We start from the raw sequence: 16,420 nt of genomic DNA on the forward strand, positions 1-16,420 counted from the left end.
GAGGCACTGGTATACCCATCCCAAGATAAGAGAGACCCACGCCTAGGTCGTGAGCCGCTTACTTATCATCTCAGGGATCTAAAAATTACCAGTTTTCAAGCCGAGACTCTAAGCAATAGCTTCTATTTTTCGTTGAAGTATCGCAAAATTACATTTTTCTAATGTAATATTTAACAAATATAGTAAAATTTACAATACATCCAAATATGGATGTGTGTAAATAACTGAAATTATTTTAATTGCTTAAAAGAAATGATAATGTCTGAAGGCAAGATAGTAGAATTAATTATATCAGAAATAGATCTTTTCATAATTGATCGGGTTCGAGAATTAAGAGGTCGTATGTACCCATACATATCACAAGTTGAACTTTCTCAAAGAATGGGTTTTGCTGATGGATATGTGGGAAAAGTTGAAAATTTCAGTTCTAATGCAAGATACAATATACGAAAATTACATTTATTAGCATTTGCACTCGATAAAAGTTCTTATGAGGATTTTTTACCAGACACAATATTAAGTACAGATTTACTCTACCTGAAAATAGAAGTAAATAGACAAAAAAATGATAAAGTTCAATTTGACAAAGAAAATAATATCATTAAGAATTATAAAATTTTAGATAAGCGTCCTTTAAATGAAGTTGAAATCAAAGCTTATAATAATAGAAGAAAAAAGACTCTCTAGTAAAAAACTTCTATCTTTATAATAAGTTTTTAAAGTATACAAATTCCCATAGCTTTGATTACTCAAAAATATAATACTCTTACCTGTTGTGCATTTAGAGGGTTAATTGTAAATCATTGATTTTCAATAATATTTTTAAAATCCTTTTAGGTATTATTTTTAGATTTAATATCTATTTTTAGGACAACAACAACTTTCAATAAAAAAGTACGATTTGCTAAATTCAACGCACATTGATTATCAGACGATTGAGTGAATTTCCTAAATGCACAACAGGTTATTCTAAGAACAATATACAATTTCAATCCTTAAAATTCATTAAGTATAATCGTTTTTAAAATAAACACTTTCTTAAATTTAATACTTCGCAAAAAAGTACGAGAACAGAAATTTTATATAATTTAAATAATTGATAATCAATGGTTTATGAATTTTTGAATTAATTCATATCTGATTGACTATCAGTGTATTAAAATATTTTAGCGAAGTAGTGAAAATTAAAAAAATATATTTATTTGGTTTTTGAGGGAAGATTACATTTTGAATTCTGGCAAGAACATCGAACAGAATAAATTATTCAAAATAAAAAACTTTTCATAATAAGAAGTTTAATCAAAAGCATTGTATAACCTATATTGAACTCCAAAAATAAATTATTCTCTTTTGAAAGTAATTATATCCTTGTGCACTATAATCAGTGTTATAAAAAACACTTGATTGGTTTGACTGCATTATTGATCGTGAAAAATCTTCTTTGTCCTCCTTCAGATGTGCCGGAATAGTTGTACACTTTGTTAATTGCACTATAACTTTCATCAATAAAGTAATTGAAGGAATTTATTGAAAAACTTTCTGAAATATTTGATCTGAGATTTATTCCGAAATCATGAGTATGAAAATCTATCAAATTAGGCAAGCTTTTTCTATTAAGAGACAGCAAAGCGTCTGAAAATTGATAATTACCATAAGCTTGAATAAATGTTTTTTACCTAACGATTTATTAATCATTAATCCCAAATTAGTCAAAGCAGCTGAAATTTGAATATTTTGAAAGTTAAAAGTTTTATTGGTTTCTATTTCTACAATCCCTGCACTTGAATTTGAATATGTAAGTGGTGGATTCGAAGCATATACATATTGTTTATCTATTATTTCAGTATTCAGAAGGGAAAAATTAGACAGTTGACCAATTATTATTTGTAATTGACGAGTAATTTATGTTCCTAAATTTGATGTTAAAGAGAAAAGTCTTATTTTTGTTTTTGATCAACAATTTTCACAAAAAACAAAGACACAATTATTATATTTTAAAATAGAAAATTAAATAATATAGGTATGAAAAAAATATCATTAATTCTAATAGGTATTCTATTAATAAGCTTATCATTCACCACAAAAGAAAAATATTCAATTTGGGGGCGTTTAGTAGACCACAATTACAATCCAATCGAAAAATTTAAGATTGAAATATATCAAGATAACAATCAGGAAATTATTCAAAAGTTAAGTATTATAAACGAAAATGGAGAGTTTTTGTTGAAAGATCTACCTCCTAGCACTTATGAAATTAGAATTACTGTAGAAAAGTACACAAGATATTCTACTGTAAAAAAGATAGTTAACAAAAATATTTCTGTAGGTGAAATCGCTTTACAAAATTCTTGGTAAAAACTAATTTATATAGATTATTAGACATCAATCTTTACATATTGGAAGAGAAAAATGATGAAGAATTAATGGTATAAAAATACGGTGGTTTAATACTCTTTCTAATTTAGATATAATAAACCATTATATAATGAACTATAAAAAGCTTAACGCTGTATAAAAAAGAAGGAAAAAAAATATCTAATCTAGTTCATTATTGGATTAGATATACGAATATCAAAGCATGGCAGAATTTATACATGCAAAGTAAAACTCAATGATTCAGTGTGAGAATTTTAACATCGTTAAAACTCAATTGCAAAAAGAGGATTTAGATTAGATTAACCAAAATCTTAGACGACTTATATTCTTGAAATTTATTATATTCACTACGAAACAATATTCAATACTTGATTTTCGCATACTACCACTTACATTACATCATTAATTATATTCTTCAATTATGAGATTAAATCATTTTTTTTGCTCCTTTTTCTTATTATTATCATTCTGTTGTTATGCTCAAAATATTAATCTCAATCTAGAACCTTATGATACTTTTTTTCCAGATTGGAAAGAAGTAAATAATAAAAGTATCAAGTACTATTTCTTTAACGTTCCAGAAAATTGGGAGAACCCCAAGAAAAAAATAAAATTAGCAGTTGCCAATATTTCATCATTAAAAAAATCAAATGAAAATATAGTTTTTATTTCAGGGGGGCCAGGAGGCTGGTCTATTGGTGCTATAAAAAAATGGCTTAACCATCCTTTAAGGGAAAAAGCTAATATTATTTTGGTTGATTTGAGAGGCACGGGTTTCTCCCAGCCCAGTCTTTGCCCAGACATTGGTCAAAAAATGCTAAACGTTTTCAGCCAAGATATATATGGGAATAAAGAGCTAAACTCTATTATAGATATTTCTAAAGAATGTAAGGAAGATCTTGAGAGACGAAAAATAGACCCCACTCAATACAACAGTTTTAATATTGCTCAGGATATACACGCACTGAAAATTGTTTTAAAAATTAATACATGGCATGTATACGGTATATCTTATGGAACACATATTGCACAGCTATATTCGAAGACATATACGGGTGACGTTAAAAGTTTAATTCTAGACTCTCCTATCTCAGATATATCTGAATACTATAGTAAAAATACGTCCAATTATGTACATAGTTTAAATCTTTTATTCAAAGAGTCTAAAAGTAAATTCCCCGATCTTGAAAAAAAATATCATTCCGTAATTGATAAACTGAATAAAAAAGGCTTCTCGGTAAACGTTAATAAAAAAATTATTCCTGAGGGACATTTTATATATAATGCAGATGACTTTAAAATTATCATCCAGCAATCTCTCTATAATAAACAGCTGATAGAGGTTATTCCATTAATAATAAATGCATTTGATAAAGAGGATGAGAATGTATTGTCTGATCTTGTGGAAGCCTTCTCCGATTCGTTAAAAAGAGACTTCGGAACATATTACTGTGTAACGTGTAGTGATGTATATAATAATCAGAGTATCTCTCTTTTTGATGAAAATTCCAAACACTATAATAAAAACGGAGAGCTTTTGTTCTATCGTTCGGATTTATTTGTCTGCCAAAACTGGGGACTTGCTAAAAATCCTACAAAGGATGACGACAGTCAACAAAACAACAGTATATATAAAACCTTGATTTTTGCCGGAAAATATGACCCCATTACACCTTTATCCAACGGGGAGCAGCTGGCAAAGCAATTAAAGAACAGTTATCTTGTAAAAATGCCTTATGGACATGGTACTAGCTTTTCTAAGGAAGGGACACAGATGCTGGCTCGTTTCATCAGTGGCTCGGATCTAGAAGCCGAAAAAAAAGCTCCTGAAGTTCAGTTTGTTGATAGCAATATATTCTATAATAAAGGCATATCCAAATTGGCGAAAAGCTTTAATAAACCTGACTGGTTGTTTTTATCCGCTCTGATTATTGCCTTATTAATGATCATAAGTTCTGTATTTATTTTCATCAATAAGTGTAAAGCTGCAAATAACCGCAGACTATCTTCTTTTATTTTATTTAATTCCTTATTGGCTATTGTTCTGTTTTCCTATTTAAGCTGGGGAATTGTTCAAACTTCTAATCAGAATATTTATATCCTGTTATTTGGCCTTATCAAGAAGTTTGAATTTGTCCTTTACATCACCTATTTATACATTGGAAGTACAATAGTCAGCTTTGTCTGGGTTCTCATTAAAAGAAACACTATCAAGAATATTGAGTTGATTTATGGCTTGATTTTTTCATATGTCCTATTGATTATATACTTAGGGTATTGGGGCATTATTTTATAATGAATATTCAATCTGCTGGATTTTTACTTGAGTATCATTGAAATTTTCTTTTGATGCCATGTTGCATACATAGTCTTCATCAATAAAAATCTTTTTAAAAAACAATAAATCATTTTCAATTATTGTATGTGTTCCTTTTATGATCTCAAAAGACTTTAGTGGAATCGATAATCCTTTCCCCACATATTTTATAGCCGATTCCTTCTGAGTCCAATATTCATAAAAAGCTTCTATTTTGTGGGGTACAGAATGAACACTATCCCATTCTTTCTGTGTCATTTGAGTCTTAAAGTCTTCTATCTGGATGTCTTCCTTTTTTTCTATATCTATTCCTAATTGAACATTACCATAAGCAATTAAAACAACATTTCTCGAATGAGATATATTAAAGAAAAATTCTCCTGGAATTGAAGGTTTTCCATATTCATTGAATTGAATATCCCTAAGCCTGTCAAAATCTCCGTCCAAAACAGCAGAAGTCAATAGACATTTCCCTAATAAACTTGCCTGAGCGTCTTGCCACTTGCGATACTTTAATATTTTTTTCCGAAACGGAATCGGCATTTTTGACATGTAAAAATCAAACAATTTTTCCTGAAAAAATTCCGTTACCATGGTATAATTAATTTCTATAAAATTCCTGCTGTCTTTCACGTTCTGGAATTGCTACATTTTTAATAAAGTTTAATACAAATTTTTCAAACTCAACATTAAGCTTGAATCCATTTTTAGCTGCCACTATTCCTGCATATTCTTGATAAAGCTCTGCCGTCTGTATCAAAGCATTTTGCATAGAAATTATATCCTCCTTCAATAATGTATCATAGAGTTTTCTATATACATCTATTCCTTCCCATTGTCTAATTTTCTGGCCATTATAATAAACATCTTTTTCCTTATCTTCAAACAGGCATTTTTGTTCAATCATCCATATTAATTCCTTCTTCAAATAATAGTCATAAACAAGCAGTGTATAATAAAACTCTTCTCTAATTAATTTCACAGAAGCAGTATAACAGGATTGCCAAAAAAAATTGTATCCGTTCAAAAATTGTCTTTCAGTCAGTGTAACTGCTTTCGTTTTTGAAAAATTAATGGCATCAATAAGAATTTTTTCCAAATTAATTTTATCCCTATGTACCTTATATCCCCTTTGTATTGTACTATAAAATTTAATAATATTTCCTTCTAAAAATCTTCTTAAAAATCTAGGTAATATGCGGATCAACTTGTATTTTTTCAACATGAAATAGTATTTAATCATATTGAATCGTGATAAGTCTACGATCGTTATGTCATACATTAATCCATTATCCAAGATTATTTTATTTTTATCAATACCTTCGCCAAAATCTCTAAAAACCCTCCTTGAAATGATATTGCCCAAGTGGGAAATCCAACTATCATTCATATGATTCATATATTTTTTTGGTATTGTAGTAAATACATACATATCTATGTCTGAAAACTGATCCATATGTCCCTGCGAGAAACTACCAACTGATATAAGGGCTTTGATATCTTGATTGTGATTAAGTACTTTTTCTATTCCTTGATTAATTTGTTCTATTCTTTCTGTAAGCATTATTCTTTCGTTTAATCTAATCTGTTTTTGATCTCTTCTGAAGAAACTTCTCTTTTTCTTTGTTTACTAATTTTTGAGTTTCCAAAATTATAAGTATAGGTTAATCTAATGATTCTTGGTTCATAGCTATATTTTACAAAAGAACTGCTGTAAGCTTCCAAAGATTCAAAGCTGTAGTTCTGATCGAATATATTATTAAAACTTAGTTGTACGGTGCTATTCCATTTTTTTATTTTCTTATCTATACTAAGATTCACTCTCTGATATTCTTTAATTTTACTTACACCTGACAAACGGTCGGAATTATATGCTGCAAAAATCTGAATTGAAAAATCTTTGGGCAAACTGAATGTCTGTGTAGTCCGTATTATAAAAAAAGTATCATTATTTTTCTGGGCATTAATTTTCTGATTAATGTATGAGACCTGAAAGGAGTTCTGCATCTCCCACCATTTATTGATTTTTATAGGAGTATTTATTGAAAAGGTTAAAGTATTTAAATAATCAAGATTAAGTGATGTTAAAAGTTGTTGAGAAGACTCAGGTAAGAAAACTGTTTGAGATCTTGCAATTGAGTTCTTTTCATGAGTATATTCTACGCTTACTAGATATTTTTGGAATTTATAGTTTAGGGAGAAAATATTACTAATTGAAGGTTTTAATTTAATATTCCCAAAATAAAAAGTATTAGGGTCTAAAAATAATACATAGGGAGCCAGATCAAAATAAGTCGGTCTTGATACTCTTCTTCCATAAGATGCTTGCAAACTAGATTTTTTCCCAATCTCTCTTGAAAAAAACAATGACGGGAAAAATTCGCTTAGCTTTGTGTCTAACGCATTTCCGGTACTTAGTAAATCGAGCTGTTGCATAGAGTGTTCATAACGCAACCCGATTTTAACATCCGTTTTCTCATTAGCCTCCCAATCTACTGACAAATATGTAGCTGATATATTTTCAATTAAGTTTGATTTTTCACTTAAGTTATTATTTTGAACATACTGCCCATCAATAAGGCTATTAACTAATACAGTATTACTTAGTTTTGAATAGGTATACTTACCACCAACATCTAATTTAACTTTTTTACTAAGTATCCTTGAGTAATCTATTTTTCCCACTCCCACATCTACTGGAGTGTTCTTTGTAACAGAAAATATTTCATTCCTTTCCAGAGCTCCGTTTTCATCAAAATAATGATTGTTATAATTATTAGGTGCTTTGTTGTTGTAGTTCAAATAGTCCATATCAAAATTTATTGTTTGCAGGGAATCTATTTTATAATTCAGGTTTAAATTGGAAGTAAATAAATTTCTGTCACTATCTTCATCATTATACAAGTTTGTGTAGGAATTTTTATTCAGGCTGTTTCTTAGATTAAACCCGTTGGCATCCTGCTTAAAATTACTGAAATTACCATTCACCAACACTCCAAACGTCAGCTTCTCATTGATGTAATAATCTAACCCAAATCTTCCTGAATATCCTGTAATAACGGGATCTCTGTATGTTTCGGTAAAATTGGTGATGACAGACTGATTAGAGAAGGTCGTGCCGGAATTGGTAAAGGCTCTAGGGGTATTATTCCTGTCGTAATTCATATCCCCATAAAAATTTATTTTATTGCTCCGCGCATTCCAGTTGACTCCAAATTTCTCTTTATCTTTTTTTCCATATCCTACCCCTGCAAGAATATTTCCGTTCATACCATCGGTGTTTTTTTTAATTTGCTTGATGTTGATTAGCCCTCCCGTAAATTCTGCATCGTATTTTGCCGGCGGGTTGGAGATAAGCTCTATTTTTTCGATATCTTTTGCATTGGTACTGCTTAAAATCTGAATTAGAGAAGACATGGGAATTCTTGTTAATTTATCATTCATCAATACTCCTACTTCCGATTTTCCATTGAGTGTAATGGAACCGCCATTAGAGCTTATCTCTACTCCTGGCAATCTTTGAAGTACTTCTAAAGCCGTTCCTGAAATTCCTATCGGAGTTCCTTCAACATTCACTACCAGACGGTCTATTTTCTGTTCTATCTGCTGCTTTTTCTTCCCGGTTATGAAGATATCCTGTATGCTTTTTTCTTTTACTTCCTCTATATATGTAATGCCCAAATTCAAATCTTTATCTATAACCGTAACACTTTTCTTAATTTCTTTGGATAACAGTATATGGATTGTAATTTCATAATCTGAAGCCGAAAGATTATTTATTGTATAAACCCCGTCTTTATCTGTAATTGAAACTTTGGTGACAGTGGTATTGTTAACTTTTACCTCAACAAAAGGCAGAGGTTTGTTATTTTTATCAAGAATTTTTCCTGTTATTTTGTACTGCGCATATATGCAGTTACAAAATAATGATAAGAAACCTATTAAAAAAAATTTCATTTAACTCAGATTTAAAAAATTAATATTTATTCGATAGTGCGGGTATATCTTTTATACCTCTTTTTATAATAGCATTATACTTAAGTATTCCTTCCTATTTACATTAGACTTTGTTTTATGCTAAATCTTACAATGAATATTTTATGATAAAATTTTCTCTAATATATTTTCGTTGGAATACTTAAGGAAAATTATTTTATGGAATTAAATATTTACTATTGCTACATCGTCTTCTTTTTTCACAGTAATATCCTGTATGATTTTACCGTACTCAAACTTCAGAATTCTATCAGCATGCTTAAAATATTTGTCATCATGAGTAACCGCAACAATTGTTTTCCCCTCCTTCCGAAGGACAGGAATAAGATTTTCATAAAAGTACTTTCTAAAATGCGGATCCTGATCCGCTGCCCATTCATCCAATATCAACAAGGGCTTTTCCTCTAGCAGGGAAAGAATCATGGATACCCTTTTACTCTGCCCTTTGGAAAATTTTCTCCTTACTGAAGAGTCATCATCATTTTTTATGATACTATCCATTTTCATCATTTTAAGATACTCAATATATTTAGTGTTCTTTTCAAGCTTGTAATTATCATAATTCTGAGAGAAAATATAATTATCCGTAAATATGGCAGATAACAAATTCTGATAACGTTCTATATTATTCAGGATATTTTTCCCGTTCAGATCAACCTTTCCCTCTGAAGGAGCGTATAAACCAGTAAGCAAATTAATGAATGTACTTTTTCCACTGCCGTTTCCACCTATAATAAATATTACTTCTCCTTTTTTGATATTGAGATTAACCGGTCCTAGTGTAAATGAGTTATGATGAAATACACAGTCTACAAATTCCAAAGTATTGAATGAATCAGTGGAAGAAACAATATTTTCTTTCTCTGATGTGATACTGATATCCACTTCTTTTAAAAACTTCTTTATCCTCTTTTGAGAAACCCCTATTCTCATATAAAGATTCTGCATGGTGATAATTCTGTTGATAGGACCCGACATAAATAGTAAAATCACAATAAATGAAACAACCTTCTCTATTGAAACTATTCCAATGAAAGGCAATACAAAAAGAATTACTCCAAAAATAAAATAGAGACCATATTGACTAAGAACATTAATGGCACTGAAACTGTTGCTTATAAATATATCTGTTTCTTTGGCAGCATTTCTATTAGGAATAATAAAATTGTATGATAAATTATACCGTCTTGCAGCACTTATTTTCAATTCTTTAAATCCTTGTAATATATCCTCTGTAAATTTGTTAAAGTCATCATTGCTGTTTCTGAGACCTAGTAATTGAGCCGATAATTTTTTACTCATTGAAAAATACATATACGCAATTATTGCAATCATTACAATAATAATAAGTGCCCCCATCACTGAAAGGCTAAAAAGATATCCAATACACAAAAGTATCAACAGCACCGAATTGAATGTATTGGTAATAACACCGGGAAGAAATATAAATACTCTTATATCTTCTAATATTCCATGTATACGTTCTGTTCCCAAAGAATTCAAGCGACTTAAAGATATAGCTTTTAGATTATTGGTAATATTTATTTCGTTGTCGTAAACAAAATCATATGAAATTCTGATAATTTTTTTCTGAAAAAAAATATTCAGCAAATATGAAAATATTATAAATGAAAAAAATGGTATGGCAAGATCGCTATGGATAAAATTTTTATTAGCTACAATTTTGTTAATGATATATAAAATTCCTAACGTCAAAAATGTATTTGCCAGTGAGTATATTACAAGAAAGAAAAAATAAGTTTTCTTAATTTTTATCATAATGTATTTATAAAATAATATTTCCTGATCTAAAAATCAAAATCAATGTCCACGGAACGGCTTATCTGTATTTCTTTATGAGTAAACAGATTTACCGTTTCTATAACCGTTTCTGTATTCTCAGTTACCCAGTCAATCATAAGCATCATTTTTTCCCAGATTATCTCCAATATGGTCTCATCAATGTTCTCACTGTATTCCACCTCACATTTCAATCCGTTTGATTCAAAAAAATTGAACACAACCGGAAATCGTGATAATGTAAAATGTATCTTTTTCTTTTTCAATGTAAATGTTCCAAAGCCGATGCTTTCTTTTGACAGTACATCAGAATGCTGATAAACAACTAAAAAGTCGGTCATTGCATTAAGGTTACTGATGAAAGGCTGCATACTATTCTCTTCCAAAAGCAGTAAGGTATCCCGGGTTTTTTCTGCCAATGCTTTAAAAGTAAGCTTCTCCTCTATGGAAAGTCTGAAAGGAAGGGTTTTTATAAACATTCCTATTGCTTCTTCCAGCTGAGCATAATTCCTTCCGTTAAAGACGTTTCCTAAACAGATTGAATTCTGCTGATATATTTTATTTAGGACTACGCTTAATATGGTAAGAACAGAGGAAAATACGGTTGTTCTGTTATTATTTGAAATTTTTCTCAGTTCACTGTACTGGTCTGGGGATAAATGAAAGATTTTACTTTTTACCATTCCCGGAATCTGGCTATCAGAAAAAACTTTCGTCTGTATGCTATTTTCTGAGTAAAGCTTCTGAATATTTGAGCCAGCCTGAAAATTGCTTTGCCTATGCTGCCATTCCGAATAATCTTTAAACTGAATGCCACTTGTCACATTTACAGCTTTCCCTTTATAAATCTCGATAAGTCTGTTAAGTATGATTTCCAAAGAGATTCCATCAACAATGATATGATGGGTAAGAAATATAAAATATTTTTTATCATAACAATTAATGACTGCTGCCTTGAGGAGTGTATCTGTTTCTAAATTAAAGCTTTGGAAAATATAGTTTTTAACTGATGTCAAAAAATCCTCTTCTTTTATATCAATAGTATCTATTTTAAAACTGATTTCTTTTCTGATTGTCTGAAATATACCTCCATCTTTTTCTATGAAATTTGTTCTTAATATCTCATTTTCTTGAATGATTGTATTAATAGATTTTCCCAGTAATAGCTTATCAAAATCTCCTTCTATTTCAAAAACAGAGTGCATATTATACGCATTAGAAAATCCTTCTTTTTGAGAAGCCAGCCAAATATTCATTTGATCAGATGTTAAAACATAAAGCTCCTTTTCTTCTGCTTTATGAATTATTATTTTTTCTTTAGAATTATCTACAAGAACTTTTACTAAACTTTCAATAGTTTGATTCTGAAAAATATTTTTTAATGATACTTCTTCATTCAGTTTTTTGGAAATACTATTTACTATTTTTCCAGCCACCAAACTATGCCCTCCGAGTTCAAAAAAATTATCCGTAATGCCTACTTTTTCTATTCCGAGAGTTTGTTGCCATATTTCAGCCAGCTTTTGCTCGGTCTCATTCCTGGGAGCTACATATTCTTTCTTGATTAAATCCTCTCCTGTAACATTTGGCAATGCTTTGCGGTCAATCTTGCCATTGGGGGTTAATGGAATAGCATCCAGCTCTACAAAGCACCCTGGAACCATGTATTCCGGAAGTTTGCTTTGAAGGTATTCTCTTAATTCGGTTTTGTCTATGCTCGTCTCACCATCCTTAGTATAATATGCTACCAGTACTTTTTCTCCGTTGGCTTGCTTAGTATCGGCTACTACTTGTTTAATATTTGCATATTGCTGTAGTTTGGTTTCTATTTCTCCTAATTCTATCCTAAAGCCTCTGACTTTGACCTGAAAATCATTCCTGCCTAAAAACTCTATTTCTCCCTCTTTATTCCATTTTCCTAAATCTCCCGTTTCATACATTTTGAAATTATTGTTTTCCGTTGTTGAAAAAGGATTGTCAATGAATTTTTCTTGGGTAAGCTCTTCGTTTTTATAATACCCCTTTGCCAATCCATCTCCTGCAATGAAGATTCTTCCAACTGTATTTTGTGGTAAAAGATTATAGTGTTTATCAACAATATAAATTTGGGTATTGTTAATTGGTTTTCCTATATTGGAGGCATCAGAAGGTTTTTCTATTTTCTTTGTACTTGACCAAATGGTAGTCTCTGTTGGTCCGTACATATTCCAAACTTCTTTGGAGTGATTTAAGAGTTTTTCTGCTAATAATTCATTCAGGCTGTCTCCTCCGCATAGTATTTTTATATCTTTATTTCCATTCCATCCTGCATTGAACAACATTTGGTAAAAACTTGGGGTTGCTTGGATAATAGTTGGTGCAATATGCTCTAACTCTTCTTTTAATTTTCCTGCATCATTTAATTTCTCTTTACTAGCAATGAATACTTTTGCGCCGCATATCAATGGTGCGAAAAATTCTAAAACAGAAATATCAAAAGAATAGGTGGTAACCGAGTACAGAATATCATGAGCCTGAACTTCCGGTTTGCTTTGAATACTGGTCAGGAAGTTCGTTAGCGCCCGATGTCCCACTTCTACTCCTTTAGGATTTCCTGTAGAGCCTGAAGTATAGATAATATAGGCCGTATCATCAGAATTAGCTTTATGATTTAATTGCGCTACCTGTGTATGATCGAATTGGAACAGTTCTTCTTTGTTAATAAAATGTATTTGTTTATTATGATCTGATATTCCTACGGAATCAAATTCTTTAAGCAATTCTTCTTCAATAATGATGAGTGAAGCTTGGCTATGATCAATAATATATTCAACTCTTTCTTTAGGCAGCATTGGGTCAATAGGGATATAACACTTTCCTGCTTTAAGAATTCCTAAAAGAAGTATAATGAGTTCTGCAGAGCGTTCAGCCAACACCCCAATAGGTTCATTATTTTCTCCAAAACCTGAAACCAGGTATCTTGCTATTTTGTCTGATCTTTCTTCCAGCTCTTTATAGGTTAAACTTATTCTGTTATCCCATACCGCTAAATTATCCGGTACTTTTTCCGCCTGCTCAGCAAATAATTGAATGACTGTCCCATTATCAGAATAGTCTCTCCCGGTGTCATTGAACTCTACTAAAAGCCGGTGACATTCATGCTCCGTGAGGAAATTCAAGTTCTTTATTTTTTGACCGGAATCATTCAAAACTTCTTCCATAAGGGTCTGGAAGTGTTCCGTAACATTATCAATATCGTCCTTCGTAAAGTAATTAAGATTATAATCGAAATCTATTTTCACATTCTCCGTTTCGTCAAATTCTCTTATGTATAGTGCCAAAGCTACTCTTTCCGATTCGTGGCTGAGAGGAACTACTTTAGTAACTGTTTTATTAAAATGAGATGAATAATCCTGTTTTTCATAAGACAATGTAACATTGAATATCCTTTCCTTCTGATTAAATACCCCCAATTCATTCACCAATTGCCCCAAAGGAAAACGCTGATGACGATAGTCTTGTTTTAGTTGAATTTTGATTTTTTCGACTAACTCAATAAAAGTTTCTTCCTTATCAATTGAAAGTAATAAAGGATTTATTCCCATAAATAAGCCCACAGTCTTTTTGAATTTAGCCCCGGAACGGTTTAAAACAGGCAACCCTATTGAAATAGATTCATTTTGAGATATCTTTCCAAAATAAGTATATAAAATTGCTAGAATAATATGAAATGTACTTGACTTTGTTTCCAAAGCCAGATTTGTTAATCCGTCATAAATAGCTCTTTTTATTATAAATTCTTTTCTGGAACTGGTATTGATTGTTACCGAAGATTTTAGCTTTTGAAATAAATTTTCAGGAAGCTTTTTGAATTTTCCTGTCCAATATTCTTTATCACTTTCAAACTCCCGAGAATTGAAATACTTCTGATCTTCAACAACAAAACTTTCGTAAGAATATGGATATTCGGTAACTATGGTTCCATATTCTAGAATTTCGTTATAGTTTTTCACCAAACGTGTAAACATCAAAGATGTCCCCCATCCATCGGTAATCAGATGATGGTAAACAGAAAACAGATAATGATAATTAACATCTACTTTTATTAGAACAAAACGGTATAAAAATATATCCTTCTCAATATTAAAAGGCTTTTTAAACTCTTTTTGCATGAAATCCAGCACATCTCTTTCTTTATTTCTTTCAAACGAAAAATCTATAACTTCAAGTTGACGGATTTTGTTTGTGACCAGCATCTCAGCATTATCATAGTTTTCTCCTAAATAACATCTGTAGGCATCATGCTGTTGTATCAAAGCAATATATGCTTGTTCTAATATTTCTTTGTTTAAATAACCCTCTATAGAAATTCTGGCACCTATATTATATATAGGTTCATTCGGAAATAAAAGTTGTTCAAAATAAATATCTTGTTGAGAAAGTGTGTATTTCATGATTTATACTTTATCAATCTTTTAATTCACATAAATTAAATTATTGAAATATTTTTTAAAATACTCTACATGATCGTGAATAAAAAAATGATCCCCTGACAACTTTGTAATTATCACTTCTTCTGTTGTCTCCTCTCTCCACCCTATCATGTCTGCCATTGTAGCTTCTTCAGAACCATAAAAGACATCAATCGGAATATTCAGTTTAGTTTTCCTTTCATATTGATAACTTTCTACAAATTTAAAATCGTATCTCAATATAGGTAAATAGTAGTCTATTAATTCAGGATAATTTAGCATTTCATTAGGGATTCCTCCTAAAGCAATTATTTCATTCCAAAATTCTTCGTCAGGTAAATGAGCAATCTTTTTTTCTCTTGGTATGCTAGGAGCTTTTTTTCCACTCACAATCAATTTTTCTGGCATAAATAAATTCTCTTCCTGAAGTTTATGACAAACTAAATAGGCTAGTAAAGCACCCATGCTATGACCATACAAATAATATTGTCCATTAATTTTAATAATTTCATTAACCAAACATTCAATCAAAGAATGACTATCTCGATTATATTCCATTGTAGTAATATTAATTTTAAACTTGTTAAATGAAAATTTATTTCCTCCGCCAAATGGTAAAGCAACAACTTGATTCATCTTCATATATTATGTCCAATACACTACAGTATCTTTTGAAATGTAACCCATAAATCTTCCAGCAGTTATTCTTTCAACTCCAATAATTTCTTTAACTGCATGAATTAGATTAGCATTAATAAAATATAAATCTCCTTCATTTATTTGCAGTGAAATACTTTCTTTATCATGAAATAATTTCATTGGATAAGGGTAACCACAATTTTCGACCCCCAATAATTTTTTTAATTGAGTATCTGGTTCAAAATTCCAAATCAACAATTCTCCACCATCATTATTTGACACACATAAATTACATGCAACAACTGTTTTCACATCTCCTATTTCATAATCATCATTTTTCGCCAAGTTTAATTGTGATAGATCTTCGTGCGGTAATAAGGATAAACTTTCTAAATTTGAATTTTTCCACTGCCTGATAGTAAATCGGTTTACATAATTTTCATCATATTTTGATGCTCTAAAACTAATAGCTTCCTTATTAAATTCTGATACCATTTCTTTTTCTAGAAGAAAATTTTCTCTCTCTATTTCATTCTCAATTACAGACAAAAACCTATCAATATTAGATTTGGTTTGTTTGCATTCCTCAATATATTCAACAGACGTCTTTTTAAATTGAGTAGCGCCAATCTGTAGCACGGGAACAAAATCTTTTGCCCTATTCCCTCCGTTTGTTTCATTTATTATATCTAAAAATTGCTCTTTCAATTTTAAGCATGTTCCATCATTCAAAAAATTTCTGATTATATAAGCTGGATATTTACAATCCAAAACTTTTTTCAAATTTTTAATATCAAATTTTTGATAATCCTCTAATACTTGAAAAAATTCTATCATAGTA

The 16,420-nt window shown here is 30.4% G+C and carries 10 protein-coding genes; 3 read left to right on the forward strand and 7 right to left on the reverse strand.

The window, feature by feature from the left end:
• Positions 1–258: 258 nt before the first annotated feature.
• The 3 genes from DRF65_RS16560 (at position 259) to DRF65_RS16575 (ending at position 4,672) form a co-directional block, all read left to right on the forward strand.
• A complete protein-coding gene (locus DRF65_RS16560; RefSeq protein WP_115971875.1) occupies positions 259–687 on the forward strand; it encodes a transcriptional regulator in 429 nt (142 codons plus the stop codon).
• Between the two features lie 1,335 nt (positions 688–2,022).
• On the forward strand, positions 2,023–2,355 hold the full coding sequence (locus tag DRF65_RS16570) for a carboxypeptidase-like regulatory domain-containing protein (RefSeq protein ID WP_115971877.1): 333 nt from the start codon (positions 2,023–2,025) through the stop codon (positions 2,353–2,355).
• A 442-nt stretch (positions 2,356–2,797) separates the two neighbouring features.
• A complete protein-coding gene (locus tag DRF65_RS16575) occupies positions 2,798–4,672 on the forward strand; it encodes an alpha/beta fold hydrolase (protein WP_115971878.1) in 1,875 nt (624 codons plus the stop codon).
• On the opposite strand, the gene DRF65_RS16580 is transcribed toward DRF65_RS16575, so the two are convergent.
• From DRF65_RS16580 to DRF65_RS16610, 7 genes are all read right to left on the reverse strand, one after another.
• Entirely contained in the window at positions 4,667–5,236 is a 570-nt protein-coding gene (locus DRF65_RS16580; protein ID WP_228438756.1) for a 4'-phosphopantetheinyl transferase family protein, read from the reverse strand. The genes DRF65_RS16575 and DRF65_RS16580 overlap by 6 nt on opposite strands.
• Positions 5,237–5,294: 58 nt before the next feature.
• Positions 5,295–6,257 (reverse strand): aminoglycoside 6-adenylyltransferase, encoded by a 963-nt coding sequence (locus DRF65_RS16585; RefSeq protein WP_115971880.1) that lies wholly within the window; start codon positions 6,255–6,257, stop codon positions 5,295–5,297.
• 11 nt (positions 6,258–6,268) lie between these two features.
• A complete protein-coding gene (locus DRF65_RS16590) occupies positions 6,269–8,650 on the reverse strand; it encodes an outer membrane beta-barrel family protein (RefSeq protein WP_115971881.1) in 2,382 nt (793 codons plus the stop codon).
• Between the two features lie 204 nt (positions 8,651–8,854).
• Positions 8,855–10,300 (reverse strand): ATP-binding cassette domain-containing protein, encoded by a 1,446-nt coding sequence (locus DRF65_RS16595; protein WP_228438758.1) that lies wholly within the window; start codon positions 10,298–10,300, stop codon positions 8,855–8,857.
• Between the two features lie 197 nt (positions 10,301–10,497).
• Entirely contained in the window at positions 10,498–14,922 is a 4,425-nt protein-coding gene (locus DRF65_RS16600) for a non-ribosomal peptide synthetase (protein ID WP_115971883.1), read from the reverse strand.
• 21 nt (positions 14,923–14,943) lie between these two features.
• Positions 14,944–15,576, reverse strand: a complete 633-nt coding sequence (locus DRF65_RS16605; protein WP_165852248.1) for a thioesterase II family protein — start codon at positions 15,574–15,576, stop codon at positions 14,944–14,946.
• Positions 15,577–15,585: 9 nt separating this feature from the next.
• Positions 15,586–16,416, reverse strand: a complete 831-nt coding sequence (locus DRF65_RS16610; protein WP_115971885.1) for a hypothetical protein — start codon at positions 16,414–16,416, stop codon at positions 15,586–15,588.
• Between the last annotated feature and the right edge of the window lie 4 nt (positions 16,417–16,420).

Origin of the sequence: Chryseobacterium pennae, from assembly GCF_003385515.1 — a bacterium.
In the GTDB taxonomy this organism is placed as follows: domain Bacteria; phylum Bacteroidota; class Bacteroidia; order Flavobacteriales; family Weeksellaceae; genus Chryseobacterium; species Chryseobacterium pennae.

What these genes read in the sequence shown, in the direction of transcription:
- DRF65_RS16605 (WP_165852248.1), bottom strand. Translation starts at nt 15,576, where the DNA reads ATGAATCAAGTTGTTGCTTTACCATTTGGCGGAGGAAATAAATTTTCA.
- DRF65_RS16590 (WP_115971881.1), bottom strand. Translation starts at nt 8,650, where the DNA reads ATGAAATTTTTTTTAATAGGTTTCTTATCATTATTTTGTAACTGCATA.
- DRF65_RS16600 (WP_115971883.1), bottom strand. Translation starts at nt 14,922, where the DNA reads ATGAAATACACACTTTCTCAACAAGATATTTATTTTGAACAACTTTTA.
- DRF65_RS16570 (WP_115971877.1), top strand. Translation starts at nt 2,023, where the DNA reads ATGAAAAAAATATCATTAATTCTAATAGGTATTCTATTAATAAGCTTA.
- DRF65_RS16585 (WP_115971880.1), bottom strand. Translation starts at nt 6,257, where the DNA reads ATGCTTACAGAAAGAATAGAACAAATTAATCAAGGAATAGAAAAAGTA.
- DRF65_RS16580 (WP_228438756.1), bottom strand. Translation starts at nt 5,236, where the DNA reads ATGCCGATTCCGTTTCGGAAAAAAATATTAAAGTATCGCAAGTGGCAA.
- DRF65_RS16575 (WP_115971878.1), top strand. Translation starts at nt 2,798, where the DNA reads ATGAGATTAAATCATTTTTTTTGCTCCTTTTTCTTATTATTATCATTC.
- DRF65_RS16610 (WP_115971885.1), bottom strand. Translation starts at nt 16,416, where the DNA reads ATGATAGAATTTTTTCAAGTATTAGAGGATTATCAAAAATTTGATATT.
- DRF65_RS16560 (WP_115971875.1), top strand. Translation starts at nt 259, where the DNA reads ATGTCTGAAGGCAAGATAGTAGAATTAATTATATCAGAAATAGATCTT.